At 71.3% G+C, this 13,977-nt stretch carries 14 protein-coding genes and 1 pseudogene; 12 read left to right on the top strand and 3 right to left on the bottom strand.

The features are described from left to right. The first annotated feature begins 1 nt into the window (after position 1). The 9 genes from O7542_RS17095 (at position 2) to O7542_RS17055 (ending at position 8,622) form a co-directional block, all read left to right on the top strand. Positions 2-526 (top strand): BMC domain-containing protein, encoded by a 525-nt coding sequence (locus O7542_RS17095; protein ID WP_281604875.1) that lies wholly within the window; start codon positions 2-4, stop codon positions 524-526. Between the two features lies 1 nt (position 527). Then, positions 528-1,334, top strand: coding sequence for an alpha/beta hydrolase (locus O7542_RS17090; protein WP_051611133.1), 807 nt, complete (start codon positions 528-530; stop codon positions 1,332-1,334). Next, positions 1,331-2,752 (top strand): FAD-dependent oxidoreductase, encoded by a 1,422-nt coding sequence (locus O7542_RS17085; protein WP_281604874.1) that lies wholly within the window; start codon positions 1,331-1,333, stop codon positions 2,750-2,752. Before O7542_RS17090 ends, O7542_RS17085 begins: the two co-directional genes overlap by 4 nt. A gap of 155 nt (positions 2,753-2,907) precedes the next feature. Then, positions 2,908-4,119: a CoA transferase gene (locus tag O7542_RS17080; RefSeq protein WP_043330443.1), complete on the top strand. Its 1,212-nt coding sequence runs from the start codon at positions 2,908-2,910 to the stop codon at positions 4,117-4,119. An 11-nt stretch (positions 4,120-4,130) separates the two neighbouring features. Further along, complete coding sequence (locus O7542_RS17075) at positions 4,131-4,766, top strand: isochorismatase family protein (RefSeq protein WP_043330441.1); 636 nt, start codon at positions 4,131-4,133, stop codon at positions 4,764-4,766. Further along, entirely contained in the window at positions 4,766-5,779 is a 1,014-nt protein-coding gene (locus O7542_RS17070; RefSeq protein ID WP_043325400.1) for an ABC transporter permease, read from the top strand. The genes O7542_RS17075 and O7542_RS17070 overlap by 1 nt, the downstream gene beginning before the upstream one ends. Next, on the top strand, positions 5,772-6,638 hold the full coding sequence (locus O7542_RS17065; RefSeq protein WP_073827217.1) for an ABC transporter permease: 867 nt from the start codon (positions 5,772-5,774) through the stop codon (positions 6,636-6,638). The genes O7542_RS17070 and O7542_RS17065 overlap by 8 nt, the downstream gene beginning before the upstream one ends. Then, positions 6,635-7,666, top strand: coding sequence for an ABC transporter ATP-binding protein (locus O7542_RS17060; RefSeq protein ID WP_281604873.1), 1,032 nt, complete (start codon positions 6,635-6,637; stop codon positions 7,664-7,666). The genes O7542_RS17065 and O7542_RS17060 overlap by 4 nt, the downstream gene beginning before the upstream one ends. Further along, the gene (locus O7542_RS17055; RefSeq protein ID WP_281604872.1) at positions 7,663-8,622 is read left to right on the top strand and encodes an oligopeptide/dipeptide ABC transporter ATP-binding protein; all 960 of its coding nucleotides are present in this window, start codon (positions 7,663-7,665) and stop codon (positions 8,620-8,622) included. The genes O7542_RS17060 and O7542_RS17055 overlap by 4 nt, the downstream gene beginning before the upstream one ends. Before the next feature lie 80 nt (positions 8,623-8,702). Here the strand turns inward: O7542_RS17055 and O7542_RS17050 are convergent, their stop codons facing one another. Then, complete coding sequence (locus O7542_RS17050; protein WP_043325395.1) at positions 8,703-9,359, bottom strand: GntR family transcriptional regulator; 657 nt, start codon at positions 9,357-9,359, stop codon at positions 8,703-8,705. Between the two features lie 78 nt (positions 9,360-9,437). Here O7542_RS17050 and O7542_RS17045 point away from each other — a divergent pair, with 78 nt between their 5' ends. Together O7542_RS17045 and O7542_RS17040 are read left to right on the top strand one after the other, a co-directional pair. Next, positions 9,438-10,337, top strand: a complete 900-nt coding sequence (locus O7542_RS17045; protein WP_281606481.1) for a hydroxymethylglutaryl-CoA lyase — start codon at positions 9,438-9,440, stop codon at positions 10,335-10,337. Between the two features lie 384 nt (positions 10,338-10,721). Beyond that, positions 10,722-11,405: pseudogene (locus O7542_RS17040) on the top strand (helix-turn-helix transcriptional regulator); the annotation flags it as partial. A gap of 56 nt (positions 11,406-11,461) precedes the next feature. Here the strand turns inward: O7542_RS17040 and O7542_RS17035 are convergent. Together O7542_RS17035 and O7542_RS17030 are read right to left on the bottom strand one after the other, a co-directional pair. Beyond that, the gene (locus O7542_RS17035; protein WP_043325390.1) at positions 11,462-12,118 is read right to left on the bottom strand and encodes a response regulator transcription factor; all 657 of its coding nucleotides are present in this window, start codon (positions 12,116-12,118) and stop codon (positions 11,462-11,464) included. Continuing rightward, positions 12,115-13,161 (bottom strand): histidine kinase, encoded by a 1,047-nt coding sequence (locus O7542_RS17030; RefSeq protein ID WP_247301363.1) that lies wholly within the window; start codon positions 13,159-13,161, stop codon positions 12,115-12,117. Before O7542_RS17030 ends, O7542_RS17035 begins: the two co-directional genes overlap by 4 nt. A gap of 274 nt (positions 13,162-13,435) precedes the next feature. Between O7542_RS17030 and O7542_RS17025 the strand changes: the two genes are divergently transcribed. Beyond that, positions 13,436-13,933: a DUF6326 family protein gene (locus tag O7542_RS17025; protein WP_051611129.1), complete on the top strand. Its 498-nt coding sequence runs from the start codon at positions 13,436-13,438 to the stop codon at positions 13,931-13,933. The last annotated feature ends 44 nt before the right edge of the window (positions 13,934-13,977 follow it).

Raw genomic sequence — 13,977 nt, 5'->3', positions numbered from 1 at the left:
CGTGGATCTGTGGGATGCGGGTGCGCTCGGCATGGTCGAGACACAAGGGCTGACCGCCTCGATCGTCGCCGTCGACGTGATGGGCAAGGCGGCCGAGGTACGGCTGATCGGCGTGCAACGCATCGGCGATGGAATTGTCACGGTCTCCCTCGTCGGCGACATGGCCTCGGTCACGTCCGCGGTGGAGAGCGCCCGGCAGGCCGTGGCTGCGATCGGCGGGACTGTCGTGACGACCGTGATCGGTCGACCGGCCGTGCCGACGGACCTGCTGCGCGAGCCCCGGACAGGCGGGGCGCCGAAGCCACCGGCCACCGCTCCACCGTCCGCCGCAGGCGGGGCCGAGTTGGAGCCCGGACCCGCCGCGGCGCCGCCGCCCACCGTGCCCGCCCGCCGATCGGCCGAAAAGGCCGGCGGGAGCCCCACCCGGCGCGCCGCGCGCTCGACCGCCCCGAAACGGCGTCCGCCCGCCGCCGGGCCGTACGAGCCACCACCCGAACCCCCCGCCCCCCGAGCCCGAGGAAAGTGACATGCGCGGATACGTCGGCCCGCCCGGCGGGCAGATCCACTACCGCACCGCCGGCACCGGCGGGCCTGCCCTGGTGCTGTTCCACGAGTCGCCGCAGGCATCGAACGTCTTCGCCCCGGCCCTGCCCGCCCTTGGCCGCACACTGCGCGCCTTCGCCTTCGACACCCCCGGGTACGGGCTGTCCGACCCGCCCCGCGACCCACTGGAGATCCCCGGCTACGCCCGCCTGCTGCTCGACGCCGTCGACGCCCTCGGTATCACCGAGTTCGCCGTCGCCGGACAGCACACCGGAGCCTCGCTGGCCCTGGCGGTCGCCCAACTCGCCGGGCCGGACCGGGTCACTCACGCCATCCTGTCGGGGCTGGTGCTGGACCAGGCCGAGCGGGAGCGCCTCGGCGCCTCCTGGGCGCCGGACAAGCCGATCGACCCGGCCGGCCGGCACCTGCAGGATCTCTGGGCCCGCTACCTCGACATCTGGGAGGGGCCTCCGGAGTTGGTGAACCTCGCGGTGGCCAACATCGCCTCGGTCTTCGAACGGTACAACTGGGCGTACCGGGCCGCGTTCGCCTACGACCCGACCGAGCCGCTGCGCGCCCTGCCCTGCCCGGTGCTGCTGCTGACCGCCGCCCGGGACATGTTGGCCGACGGCGACGCGTTGGCGCAGGCAATCCGTCCGGACGCCGTCGCCGTGCGGCTGACCGACACCACCGGCCAGTTGCCCTGGCGGGTGCCCGAGGAGTTCGCCGCGGTGCTGTCGTCCTTCGTCACCACGGGCCGGCTGGTATCCGACCGGGCAAGCGCGCGATGAGCGGCGAGGTCGACCTGCTGGTGATCGGGGCCGGCACCGCCGGCCTGCCCTGCGCGATCGAGGCGGCGCGGGCCGGGCTCCGCGTCGAGCTGGTCGACGGGGGCACCGACATCGGTGGCACGCTGAGCGTCTCGGCCGGGCACATGAGCGCCGCGGGCACCCGCCGGCAGCGCCAGGCGAGTATCGACGACGACCCGGACCGGCACTACGCCGACGTGCTGCGCATCGGTCATCACCGCGGCGACCCGGCGCTGATCCGGCTGGCGGTCGACGAGGCGGCCGGCGTCGTGGACTGGCTCGACGAGCATGGTTTCCCGTTCGCCCCGGGCACACCTGTGGTCTACCACGGGCACTCCCCGTACTCCCGGCCGCGGACCTACTGGGGGATCGGGCACGGTCGGTCGATCCGAGAGACGCTGCGTCCGCTGCTGGACAAGCAGGTGGCCGCGGGCCGCGTCGCCCTGCGGCTGCGCTCGCGGGCCACCCGGCTGACCAGCGCCGCAGGCACGGTCACCGGCGCGCTCCTGGACACCCCCGAGGGCCCCCGCGAGGTCCGCGCCGGGGTCACGGTGCTGGCCTGCGGCGGGTACGGCGCCAACCCGGAGCTGTTCCGCGCGCTGACCCCGGGCGGCCCTCGGCTGGTGACCAACGCGGTGCCGACCTCCACCGGCGCCGCGATCGAGATGGCCAGGCCCCTGGGGGCCGAGGTCCGCTTCGCTGATCTGCACACGCCCCGGCTCGGCCTGCTCGAACGCCGCTCCCAGCCGGGGCGGGTGGACTTCTGGTCGGAGTTGGCGCACCTCGCACCGGTCGAGCGCCCGCCCCGGGAGATCTGGGTCAACGCGGCCGGGCAACGGTTCGTCGCCGAGGACCTCGACGACGTCACCGGACACGAGCGGGCCGTGCAGGAGCAGCCGGGGGGCGAGTTCTGGATCGTCTGCGACTCCGAAGCCCTGGCGGCGGGGCCGCCTCTGGTACCGGCCTGGGGGCACGAGCGGTTCCGGGTCGAGGCGCAGCGGGGGGACGTGGCCTGGGTCGCCGACGACCTTCCTGGACTGGCCCGCCGGGCGGGCATCGACGCGCAAGGGCTGGTCGACACCGTGCGCTCCTACAACCTCGCGGTGCGGCAAGGGGTGGACCCGCTGGGCCGCCGGGCTCCCGCGCATCCCCTGGTCCGGCCGCCCTACTACGCGCTTCGCTCGGTGGCCGCGCTGCTGTGCAGCTTCGGCGGACTGGATGTGGACACCGAATTGCGGGTCCGGCGGCCCGGTGGCGCAATAGTGCCCGGGCTGCACGCCGTCGGTGAGGCCATCGGCATGGGGGCCACCAGTGGCGCGGCGTTCTGCGGGGGGATGGCGGTGACGCCGGCGCTGGCGTTCGGGCGGCTGCTCGGCCGTCGGCTGGGCGCACGGGCGTGACAGGCGTCGGGGCCGCCCGGGCCACTTCTGTATGCAGGAACGTGGGAATGTGAGCGCGCTGGCGCGCGGCTGATCGGCCCAAACTGCTGTTGACAGCGAGTCCCGACTCCCTGTTGTATACAACGACCACTGAGTGGCTGCTATGAGAGGTGTTCATGTCTAGCGATCTGCACCATGAGGGACCGCTGCACGGCGTACGCGTGGTCGAGTTCGGCTCCCTGCTCGCGGGGCCGTTCTGCAGCCAACTCCTGGCCGACTTCGGCGCCGAGGTCATCAAGTGCGAACCCCCGCGCCAGGGCGACCCGATGCGCGAGTGGGGCCGGGAGAAGCCGTACGGCAAGTCGCTGTGGTGGCCGATCGTGGCGCGCAACAAGAAGTCCATCACCGTGGACCTGCGCACCCCCGAGGGCCAATCGGTGGCCCAGCGGCTGATCGCCCAGTGCGACGTGGTGGTGGAGAACTTCCGGCCCGGCACCATGCAGCGCTGGGGCCTGGGCTACGAGCAGATGTCCGAAACCAATCCCGGGCTGGTCATGGTCCAGGTCTCCGGCTTCGGTCAGAACGGTCCCTACTCCGCCCGCCCCGGCTACGGCTCCGTCGGCGAGGCCATGGGTGGCCTGCGCTACGTCGTCGGCGACCCGCAGACGCCGCCCAGCCGGGTCGGCATCAGCCTCGGCGACTCCCTGGCCGGCACCTTCGCCGCCCTGGGGGCCCTGCTCGCGCTGCGGGTCCGCGACCGCACCGGCCGGGGCCAGATGGTCGACTCGGCGATCTACGAGGCGGTGCTGGCGATGATGGAGTCGCTGCTGCCGGAGTACGCCCTGGCCGGTCACGTGCGCGAACGCACCGGTGCCATCCTGCCCAACATCGCCCCCTCCAACGTCTATCCCACACGCGACGACGGGCTGGTGCTCATCGCGGCCAACCAGGACACCGTCTTCCGGCGGCTGGCCGCAGCCATGGACATGGCCGAACTCGGCACCGACGAGCGCTTCGCCACGCACTCCGCCCGGGGCCGCCACCAGGTCGAACTGGACGCCATCATCGCGACCTGGTCGGCGCAGCACGACACCGAGCACCTGATGGCCACGATGGTCAAGCACGACGTCCCGGTCGGCCGGGTCTACCGCGCCCCGGAGATGCTGGAGGACGAGCACTTCGCCGCCCGGGAAGCCATCGTCCGGGTCGCCCACCCCGAGTTCGGCGAGTTCCCCATGCAGAACGTCGTACCGAGACTGTCGGCGACCCCGGGGCGGATCAAGTGGGCCGGGCCGCGGCTCGGGGAACACACCGACGAGGTGCTCACCGACATCGTCGGGTTGGAGTCCGCCGAGATCGACGCGCTGCGAACCAGCGGCGTCATCTAGGGGTGGACACGGTGGATGACCTCCAGGGCGACTACCGCAGGGCCGGCTTCGGCGGGGACCTGGGTCGCGGATCACGTCGAGCTCTGCTCCTGGTCGACCTCGTCCGGGCCTACCTCGACCCGGCCTCACCGCTCTACGCCGGCGACACCGACCCACCGGCCCTGCGGGCCTGCGCCGCACTGCTCGACACCGCGCGCCGCCACGGCGTGCCGGTGATCCACACCCGGGTGGAACTGAGCCCGGGCGGGGCAGACGGTGGCCTCTTCGCCCGCAAGGTGCCCGCCCTGCGGGTCTTCGAACACGGCAGCGCGTTCGCCGACGCCCCGCCGAGCCTGGCCCCGGCGCCCGGCGAGACGGTGGTGACCAAGCAGTACGCCAGCGCCTTCTTCGGCACCAGCCTGGCCAGCACCCTGCGTGTCCTGGGGGTGGACGCCCTCGTCATCGGCGGCGCGTCGACCAGCGGCTGTGTCCGGGCCAGTGCGGTGGACGCCCTGCAGCACGGCTTCGTCCCCCTCGTCGTCGCCGAGGCATGCCTGGACCGCGACCCGCGACCGCACCAGGCCGCCCTGTTCGACCTCGGCGCCAAGTACGCCGAAGTGCTGGCTCTGGACGAAGCCACGGCGCTGCTCGGACCGGGAGGTTTGTGATGCGGGTCCTCGGCTACGCCCGACGGCGGGTGCTCTTCCTGCCCGTGGGGCTGCTCTCGGTCGTCGTGCTGGCCTTCCTCCTGGTCAACGCGTTGCCGGGCAACCCGGTCGGGGTCATCGCCGGGCCGGCCGCCGGCCCGGAGGAACTGGCCGAGATCGAGCGACGTCTCGGTCTGGACCGGCCACTGTGGGAGCGGTTCGTCGACTACCTCGGCGGCCTGGTCCGCGGCGACCTCGGATCGTCGTACTACACCGACCGGCCGATCCTGTCGGAGATCCTGCGCTTCGCCCCGGCCACCCTGGAGTTGGTGATCCTCTCGCTCATCGTGGCCGCGGTGCTCGGTGTGGGCCTGGGCACCCTGGGCGCCTACCACAAGGGCAGGCTGGCCGACCGGGGCTCCCGATTTGTGGTCACCACCTTCCAGTCGATCCCCGACTTCTTCCTCGCCCTCCTGTTGATCTACCTCTGCTTCTATCTCGCCGGGTGGGCTCCCGCCCCGGTCGGCCGGCTCGGTCTGATGGACGAGCCGCCGCCGGCGGTGACCGGGGCACTGCTGGTCGACTCGCTGATCGCCGGTGACATGACGGTGTTCCGTTCGGCGGTGGCGCACTCGATGCTGCCGGTGCTGACCCTGGGCATCTACTACTCGGCGTACTTCGCCCGCAGCACCTACGCCTCGCTGGTGCCCGCCCTGGAGTCCAAGCAGGTCGAATTCGCCCGGGCCTGCGGTCTGCCCGAGCGGACCGTGCTGGCCTACGCCTTCCGTCAGGCCCGCACCCCGATCCTCACCTACGGCGGCATCCTGCTGGCCGCTCTGCTCGGCGGTGCGGCGATCATCGAGACGATCTTCTCGTGGGGTGGCTTCGGGGAGTGGGCGATCGACTCCATCCTCCAGCTCGACATGCCGGCCGTGCAGGGCTTCATCCTCGCCGCCGGCCTGGGAACCCTGTTGGCCTTCACCGCACTGGACATCCTGGTCGCGGTGCTCGATCCGAGGGTGCGCTATGACTGAAACCTTGGCCGCCGATCCCACCACGGTCACCGCGCCGAAGGGTCGCAAGCCCCGCCGTGGCCGTCGCCGCCTGCGCCTGTGGGTGCCCAGCGGCATCCTCGCCGGCATGCTGGCGGCGGCCTACCTCGCGCCGCTGCCCTACGACCCGGCCGAGCCGCTGCCCGACACCCTCGCCGCACCCGACGGCGAGCACTGGATGGGCACCGACAAGTTCGGCATCGACGTCTTCAGCCGCCTGGTGGCCTCGGCCGGAGTGGACATCCCGCTGGCCCTCGCCGGCATGCTGATCTCGCTGGTGGTCGGCGTACTGCTCGGGCTGGCCGCCCTGCACCGAGGGCCGTGGGGAGAGCGCGTGGTCCGCGCGCTGGACGTCTTCCAGGCCTTCCCCCTGCTGGTCCTGGCCATCGCACTGGTCGCCCTGATGGGCAACAACATCGAGAACGTCGTGGTGGCCATCGCCATCATCAACGTCCCCCGGTTCGTCCGTCTGGTCCGCAGCGAAGGGCTGACCATCCGGGAGAGCCGCTACGTCGAGGCCGCCCACGCCATCGGCGCGACCGGGCCGCGGGTCATGTTCCGTCACGTGCTGCCGAACATGACCGGCATCATCCTGGCCCAGGCGTCGCTGGCGGTGGCCCACTCGATCGTGGTGATCGCCTCGCTGTCCTTCCTCGGCATCGGCATCAACGCCGCCGACGCCAGCTGGGGAGCGATGATCCAGACAGGAGCGCAGAACATGACGACCGGCCAGTGGTGGGTATCGGTCTTCCCCGGACTCGCCATCTTCCTGACCGTGCTCTGCTTCAACGCCATCAGCGACGAGCTGCAGGACTCCTTCGGACGGGCGAGGCAGCGATGAGCGCCCCCCGCCCGGCGCTGAGCCGCCCCACCAACACCGGCCAGGGCGCGGACCGGGAGCCCCGCCTGCTGGAGGTCAGCGGCCTCACCACACGCTTCGACACCCCCGACGGGCTGGTACACGCGGTCAACGGCGTCGACTTCCACGTCGACCGGGCCGAGATCGTCGGTGTGGTCGGCGAAAGCGGATGCGGCAAGTCGGTGACGATCCGGTCGATTCTCGGCCTGGTCCGTCCCCCGGGGCGGGTGGTCGAGGGCACCGCCCGATTCAACGGGGTCGACCTGCTCGGTCTGCGTGCGGCCGAACTGCGCCGGCTGCGCGGCGCCGAGATCGGCTTCATCGCGCAGAACCCGTTCAGCGCGCTGAATCCGGTGATGCGCATCCACCGGCAGTTCGCCAACATCCTCGCTGCGCACGGCATCCGCTCCGACGCCATCGCCCGGGACCGGGCCCGCGACGCGCTGGCCGACGTCGGCATCGCGGGCCCGGACCGGGTCCTCGACGGTTACGCCCACCAGCTCAGCGGCGGGATGGCCCAGCGCGTCGTCATCGCCATGGCCATGCTGCTCAACCCGGCCTTCGTCATCGCCGACGAGCCGACCACGGGCCTCGACCTGACCGTGCAACGGCAGATCCTCGACCTCATCCGGGGCCTGGTCCAGCAGCACGGCCGTTCGATGCTGCTGGTCACCCACGACCTCGGCGTGGTGGCCCAGTACTGCGACCGGGTGGTCGTGATGTATGCCGGCAAGGTGATCGAGCACGGCTCGGTCCGTGACGTGCTCACCAGCCCGCAGCACCCGTACACGCAGGCGCTGGTCCGGGCCGTTCCCCGGCCGGGCCATCCGTTGGTGCACCTCACCGGGAGGCTGCCGGATCTCGTCGACTATCCGGCCGGCTGCCCCTTCCAGGCCCGCTGCCCGCACGCCTTCGAGCCCTGCGGGCAGGTGTTCCCGGAGCCGACGACCTCTGCGTCGGGCCGGACGTACTGGTGTCACCTGTCGCAGGAGAGGGAGGCCGCTCGGTGAGCCTGCTGGAGCTGACCAACGTCAGCAAGGAGTTCTCCGTCGGCGGGACCACCACGGTCTACGCCCTCGACGACGTGTCGCTGACCGTGAACGCCGGCGAGACACTGGCCGTCATCGGCGAGAGCGGGTCGGGCAAGTCGACGTTGGGCCGGCTGGCCCTACGCCTGATCGAGCCGACCCGGGGCTCGGTGCACTTCCAGGGCACCGACATGCTCGCGCTGCCCGCAGCCGGACTGCGCCAGCTGCGCGCCAAGGCGCAGATCATCTTTCAGGAACCGTTCGAGTCGCTGAACCCGCGTATGCGGGTGGCCGACATCGTCGGCGAGCCACTCGCCATCCACCAGCCGAAGACCCCGGCGGCCGACCGCCGGAGCCGGGTCGCCAGGGTCATCGACCAGGTGGGGCTGGCACCCGAGATGGCCCGCCGATTTCCCGGTGAACTCAGCGGGGGACAGCAGCAACGGGTCGGCATCGCGCGGGCCATCGTCACCGAGCCCTCCCTGATCGTCCTCGACGAACCCACCTCCTCGCTCGACCTGTCGGTCCGCGCCCAGATCCTGCAACTCCTGGCCGACCTGCAGACCGAACTCGGCATGGGGTATCTGTTCATCTCCCACGACATCCACACCGTTCGCTACGTCAGCGACCGGATCGCGGTCATGTACCGGGGACGGGTGGTGGAGACCGGCCCGTCGGATCGGGTGTTCGCCGACCCGCAGCACCCCTACACGCGCGCTCTGCTGGCCGCAGCGCTGCCCGTCGACCCCGACCAGGAGCTGCCGCCGGCCCGCCTGGTCGGCGACCCGGTGAGCCCGACGGAGAAGGTGAGCGGCTGCGTCCTCTACGGTCGGTGCCCGGTCGGCGAGGACCGGTGTGTACAAAACGAGGTGCGCCTGACCCCCTTCGACGCCGACCGCGCGGTGGCCTGCATCAAGCCGGGCGCACCCGGGAGCTGACCGGGCCCGGAGGCCCGTCCAGCCTCCGGGCCACCGGGCCCGGAGGCTGGACCGCGGTCGGAACGGCGCGCCCCGAGCGCTCAGAGATCCGGGTTGTCGGACATGGCGTCCAGCAGCACTCGCCGGGCGGCCAGCACGTGCGCGCGCATCGTGCTCGACGCCCATTCGGCGTCGCGGGCGCGGAGGGCTGCCACCAGGTCCCGGTGGTGGGCCATGCTGCGGGCCAGCGCTTCCGGGGTGTAGAGGCGGAACGCCCGAACCACGAGGGGGACCTCCACCACCGCCGAGAGCAGGGAGGTCAGTCGAGGGCTGTCGGCAGCGCCGATGACCAGACCGTGCAGTTCGGCGTTGAGGTCGGCGATGTCGTCCAGATCCTGCGGGGTCATCCGCTGCGCCCGCTGATCCATCTCGTCGCAGAGCAGGCTCAGCCTCGGCAGGCAGTCGGCGTCGATGCGCTGGGCGGCCAGGGCCGCGCCGTAGCTCTCCAGCCGGGCCCGGATCTCGTAGGTGTCCTCCAGATCGCTGAGCGACCACTCGGCCACCCGGGCCCCCCGGTTGGGCTGAAAGACGACCAGGCCCTCGGCGGTGAGCCGGCGCAGGGCCTCCCGGATCGGGGTCCGGCTCACCCCGAACTGCGAGGACAACTCCACCTCGCCCAGCCGCTCCCCCGGGCGGATGGATCCGTTCAGGATCGCGCTCCGCAACGCCTCGTAGGCGTCCTGCCCGGCATTGGTCACCCGTGCCTCCGTGGTCTGAAGCGATGTCGCGACCGGTACCTTGCCGACCGCCTGCCGCTCTGAGATTGTATACAGATGATGGTGCGCGTGGTGGAAGTGTCCCCCCGGGACGGGTTGCAGAACGAGTCCGAGGTCCTCCCGACAGCGAGCAAGATCGAGCTGATCCGGCGCTGCGTCGAGGCCGGAGCGCGGCGGATCGAGGCGGTGTCGTTCGTCCGCGCCGACCGGGTGCCCCAGATGGCCGACGCGGAAGCCGTCATGGCCGAGGTGCCGCGCCGCAGCGACGTATCGTACATCGGTCTGGTGCTCAACCGACGCGGGCTCGACCGTGCCCTCGCCGCCGGGGTGGACGAGGTGAACTGCGTCGTGGTCGCCACCGAGACGTTCAGCCGGCGAAACCAGGGCGCCTCGGTCGACACCATGGTCCAGGCCTGGTCCGACATTGCCGCAGCCGCCCACGCCGCCGGCCGTCGGGCCAGCGTCACCGTCGCTGCGGCGTTCGGCTGCCCTTTCGAGGGCGACGTCGCCCCGTCGACGGTCGGTGAGCTCGTCGCCCGGCTCGCCGAGGGCGAGCCGGACGAGATCGCTCTGGCCGACACCATCGGTGTGGGAGTGCCCGCCCAGGTGCGGCACCTGGTGGCCGCAGCCGGCGCGGCCGCGCCGGGCGTACCGCTGCGCCTGCACCTGCATGACACCCGTAACACCGCAATCGCCAACGCTCTGGCTGCTGTCGAGGCCGGCGTGAGCGTGCTCGACGCGAGCGTCGGCGGCATCGGTGGCTGCCCCTTCGCCCCGGCGGCCACCGGCAACGTCGCCACGGAGGACCTGGTCTACGCCCTGCACCGCTCCGGCCACCAGACCGGCCTCGACCCGCGTGCGGTGATCGAGACGGCGGCCTGGATCGGTGACCGGCTCGGCAAGGCCAGCCTGCCGGGTGCCCTCGGCCGGGCCGGCTGGTTCCCGGACGAGCCGGCCTGAGGTCATCGGGACTGGCTGTGGGCCGGCCCGCCCTTCACTACTCGACGCGGTCGCCGGGCGAGCGCTGTTCCGCTGGAAGTTCGACCAGGTGGACGAGGTCTTCATCCCGGCGCAGGTGCCGCCCGCACCTGTCGCCGTCGCGATTACGGATGAAGCGACCACCCCGGCTGCCCACGGCGCCGGGGCGGAAAGTCAGCCGGGCCGAACCTCACGCCCCGCCCCGCGCGTCACACTGCGTCAGTGAGGTGAACCGGTGACGAGTCCCGAGGTCGACCGGGGTAGGTCCAAGGCCACTTCACCGAGAAGTGAGGAGCATGGGAGATCCACGTGTGAAGAGTCTAGGTACCGTCGACGGGGTGGCGGCCGGCTGATTCGCCAGGCCCCTTGAGCCGGGAGCGGCGTGGCCTGTCGCTTCGGTCTCTCGGGCAACTCGCTCACCGGAGCAAGAGCCATCTCCACAAAGTTGGAGGCAGGGCTCGAAGCTCCGACGGTCGACACAGCCCGCCACCTGGACCGGATCCTTGACGCCGGGGGAGTGCTCGCCGGCTGGTCGATGTGCCGATCGACCAGGCGGCCGAGGCAGGCGAGTTGCGGGCGAGAGTCGCCGCCAGTGATGTCAGCAACGACATGCTCGAACGGATCGAGCAGGGCGTCGACGACCTCGCCAGCTTCTATCCGACGATGGCCCCGGCGGATCTGTTGCCGTTGGCGCGACGGCACCTCTCCTATGTGGTGCGGTTGCTGCACTGACGGGTAACAGTTGCTCAACAGCGTCGGCTGTTGGTTGCCGGCGGTTGGTTGGCGGTGCTGCGGGCCACGGTTCACATCGACCTGCGGCAGCGAAATGCTGCGGCTGCTCAGCTGCGAGCTGCTCGTGACCTTGATTGGCGGCGAACTTGCCGCAGGTGGCGCGGGCGGTACTGGCCGATCTGGATCCGCGCGGTGACGGGGGAGCGCGGCCTCGACCTCGGACTTGCTCTCGTCGCCGCCGGTCAGCCGGACGAAGCGGTTGCGCTCGGGGCGCAGGCCGTGGCATCCGGGCGAGTGGTGCCGTCGAACTGGTGCCGACAGCTCACACCGAAGCGGTCGGCGTTGGTTCCGCGACCCGGGCCTGCGGGCGTCGGTCAGGTGCCGACGCGGCGTGTCTCGTAGGCCCACATCACGATCTCGACGCGGTTGCGGGCGTTGAGCTTGCGCATCAGGGCGGCGATGTGGGTCTTGACGGTGCTGAGGCTGATGGACAGCTCATCGCCGATCTCGCTGTTGGTCCGCCCGCGAGCGGCAGCCAGCAGAACCTGTTCTTCGCGAGCGGTCAGCGGCTCGACAGGCTCAGGTGGCACCGAGCGCGGGCGGCTGTTCGCGAAGGAGGACAGGAGCCTCGCGGTGATGTTCGGTGCGATCAGGGCGTCGCCCCGGGCCGCGGCATGGACGGCCTGGGTGAGCATCTCGGCGCCGGCGTCCTTGAGGAGGAAGCCGCGGGCGCCTGCCTTGAGCGCGCCGTAGACGTACTCATCGAGGTCGAAGGTGGTGATGACGACGACGGCCAGAGGATCGGCGACGTCGGCCCCGGCGAGCCGGCGGGTGGCTTCGATCCCGTCGACCTCGGGCATGCGGATGTCCAGCAGGCACACATCGGGACGCAGCGAACGGGCCATGGAGATCGCCCGGCGGCCGTCGGCGGCGTCGCCGACGACGGCGATGCCCGGTTGGGCGTTCAGGATCATGCAGAGCCCTGCCCTGACGATGTCCTGGTCGTCAGCGACCAGCACGCGGATGGTCATGACGCGCGCGCTGTCCGAGGCAGCGAGGCGTCGACGCTCCAGCCGCCGTCCGCGGCAGGTCCCGCCCGGAGGGTGCCGCCGAGCAGGCTCGCCCGCTCGGCCATGCCGCGCAGCCCGTAGCCGGCGTGCGAAGAGCTGGTCGTGGTCGCCTCGCCGTCATCGCGTACCCGCAGGTGCACCTGGTCGCGGGATGCGGTGACGTCGACGGTGACTCCGGTGGCGCCGCGGGCGTGGCGGGTCGCGTTGGTGACCGCCTCGGCGGCGATCAGGTAGAGCGCGGTGCCGACTGCCGGCTCAACGGCCTCGGCGTCACCGGAGACCTGCACGCGGACGCCCAGCACCTCGCCGCCGGGACGAGCGAGTCGCTCGATGTCCGCCACTCCTCGCCGAGGGGTGAGATCGGCGTCCGTACCGTCGCGCAGCACGCCCACGAGGGCTCGCATCTCCCTGAGCGTCCGGGACGCCTCTTCCTCGATGGTGACCAGGGTGGCCAGCGCGCGCTCCGGATCTGCGGCGGCCAGCGCGCGACCTGCCTGTGCCTGGACGGCGATGGCCGAGACGTGATGGCCGACCGTGTCGTGCAGCTCGCGGGCGAGTTCGTTGCGCTGGTGGAGCCGGACCTGCTCGACGTCGCGCTCGTGGCTTCTGGTGCGGTAGCGCACTGCCGCTCCGAGCGCGGCAGAGCACAGGAAGAAGCCGTAACCGGCGACCTTCTCCGCGGGCGAGGTCGACTCCGCGACGAGGGTGACGGGTAGCCAGATGAGGATGATGCCGAGTCCGAGGGCAGCCTCACGACCTGCTCCCCAGCGCAGCAGGGCGTAGGGCAACACGAGCAGCCCTGCGATGCCCAGCAGACCGGTGGCGTCGATGACCGCGATCCTCGCGATGTCGAAGAGGAGAACGGCTCCGAAGGCAACGCTTACCGCGGCCAGCGGTCGCGTGCGTCGATACAGCAGGCACGCCGCGACCACGACGCTGACACCGACCAGCAGCGGCGCCCATGCCCTGTCGTCGCGCAGCAGCATCTCGACGACCGAGATCACGACAAGAGCCGAGGACAGCGCCCAGTCCCGCCACAGACGCACCGGCGCACCTGTGGGGCGAGGCTCAGCCCAGATCCCAGCAAGCATGCTTCCCCCTTTTCCGAGAACGTAAGGGGGCCGCCCCTCGGGCGGATCAGCCGAAAGTACGGCGAGTTTCCCGCGCCCGGGGCCAGGACAGCCCGAGCCCGCAAGCGGATGTGACGCCCGCCGACGCTGGTCAGTGTGGAGACATCGAGTGAGCCGACCCGGCTGACGCCAGCAGACAGGAGACGTGATGACCAGAACCGACAGACGGGCCGGTGCGCTCCAGGAAGCGCACCTCCCGGTCCAGGCGAAGCTTGCCGCGGCCTGGGCCAGCTTCATGTTCCTCTACATCTACGTCGACTACCTCGCCCTGTACAAGCCCGGCTTCATCGACGACATCCTGGCCGGCGCCGTGCACGAGTTCGACACGGGCCCGACCTTCGTCGCCCTCGCGCTCACACTCATGGCCGTCCCGATCCTCATGATCCTGCTCTCCACGACGCTCCCCGCCCGTGTCAACCGCGCCACCAACCTCGTCGTGGCAACGCTCTACATCCCCGTCACGGCGTACAACGCGGACGGCGAGTCCTGGGCCTACCTCTACTTCTACGGCTTCTCCATCGGGCTCGAACTGCTGCTCCTGGCCTTCATCCTGCGCGCCGCATGGACCTGGCCCCGGGCCATTCGAGCCACCGCCGGCCGCGACCTCGCCGACGTGGCGGGGAATTCTGCCGTCACCGCCGGTTAGGCAGGGGGAACCAACGGGCAGGTCCAGGTCCCTTAATGAGGTAT

Origin of the sequence: Micromonospora sp. WMMC264, from assembly GCF_027497275.1 — a bacterium.
Classification (GTDB): domain Bacteria; phylum Actinomycetota; class Actinomycetes; order Mycobacteriales; family Micromonosporaceae; genus Micromonospora; species Micromonospora chalcea.
The sequence above is the reverse complement of the archived record's forward strand: the minus strand, read 5'-3'. Positions and strand labels throughout refer to the sequence as shown.

Excerpts from the sequence above, each read along its gene's own strand:
- O7542_RS17025 (WP_051611129.1), top strand. The coding sequence starts at position 13,436 with ATGACCAGAACCGACAGACGGGCCGGTGCGCTCCAGGAAGCGCACCTC.
- O7542_RS17080 (WP_043330443.1), top strand. The coding sequence starts at position 2,908 with ATGTCTAGCGATCTGCACCATGAGGGACCGCTGCACGGCGTACGCGTG.
- O7542_RS17045 (WP_281606481.1), top strand. The coding sequence starts at position 9,438 with ATGGTGCGCGTGGTGGAAGTGTCCCCCCGGGACGGGTTGCAGAACGAG.
- O7542_RS17070 (WP_043325400.1), top strand. The coding sequence starts at position 4,766 with ATGCGGGTCCTCGGCTACGCCCGACGGCGGGTGCTCTTCCTGCCCGTG.
- O7542_RS17060 (WP_281604873.1), top strand. The coding sequence starts at position 6,635 with ATGAGCGCCCCCCGCCCGGCGCTGAGCCGCCCCACCAACACCGGCCAG.
- O7542_RS17065 (WP_073827217.1), top strand. The coding sequence starts at position 5,772 with ATGACTGAAACCTTGGCCGCCGATCCCACCACGGTCACCGCGCCGAAG.
- O7542_RS17085 (WP_281604874.1), top strand. The coding sequence starts at position 1,331 with ATGAGCGGCGAGGTCGACCTGCTGGTGATCGGGGCCGGCACCGCCGGC.
- O7542_RS17090 (WP_051611133.1), top strand. The coding sequence starts at position 528 with ATGCGCGGATACGTCGGCCCGCCCGGCGGGCAGATCCACTACCGCACC.
- O7542_RS17035 (WP_043325390.1), bottom strand. The coding sequence starts at position 12,118 with ATGACCATCCGCGTGCTGGTCGCTGACGACCAGGACATCGTCAGGGCA.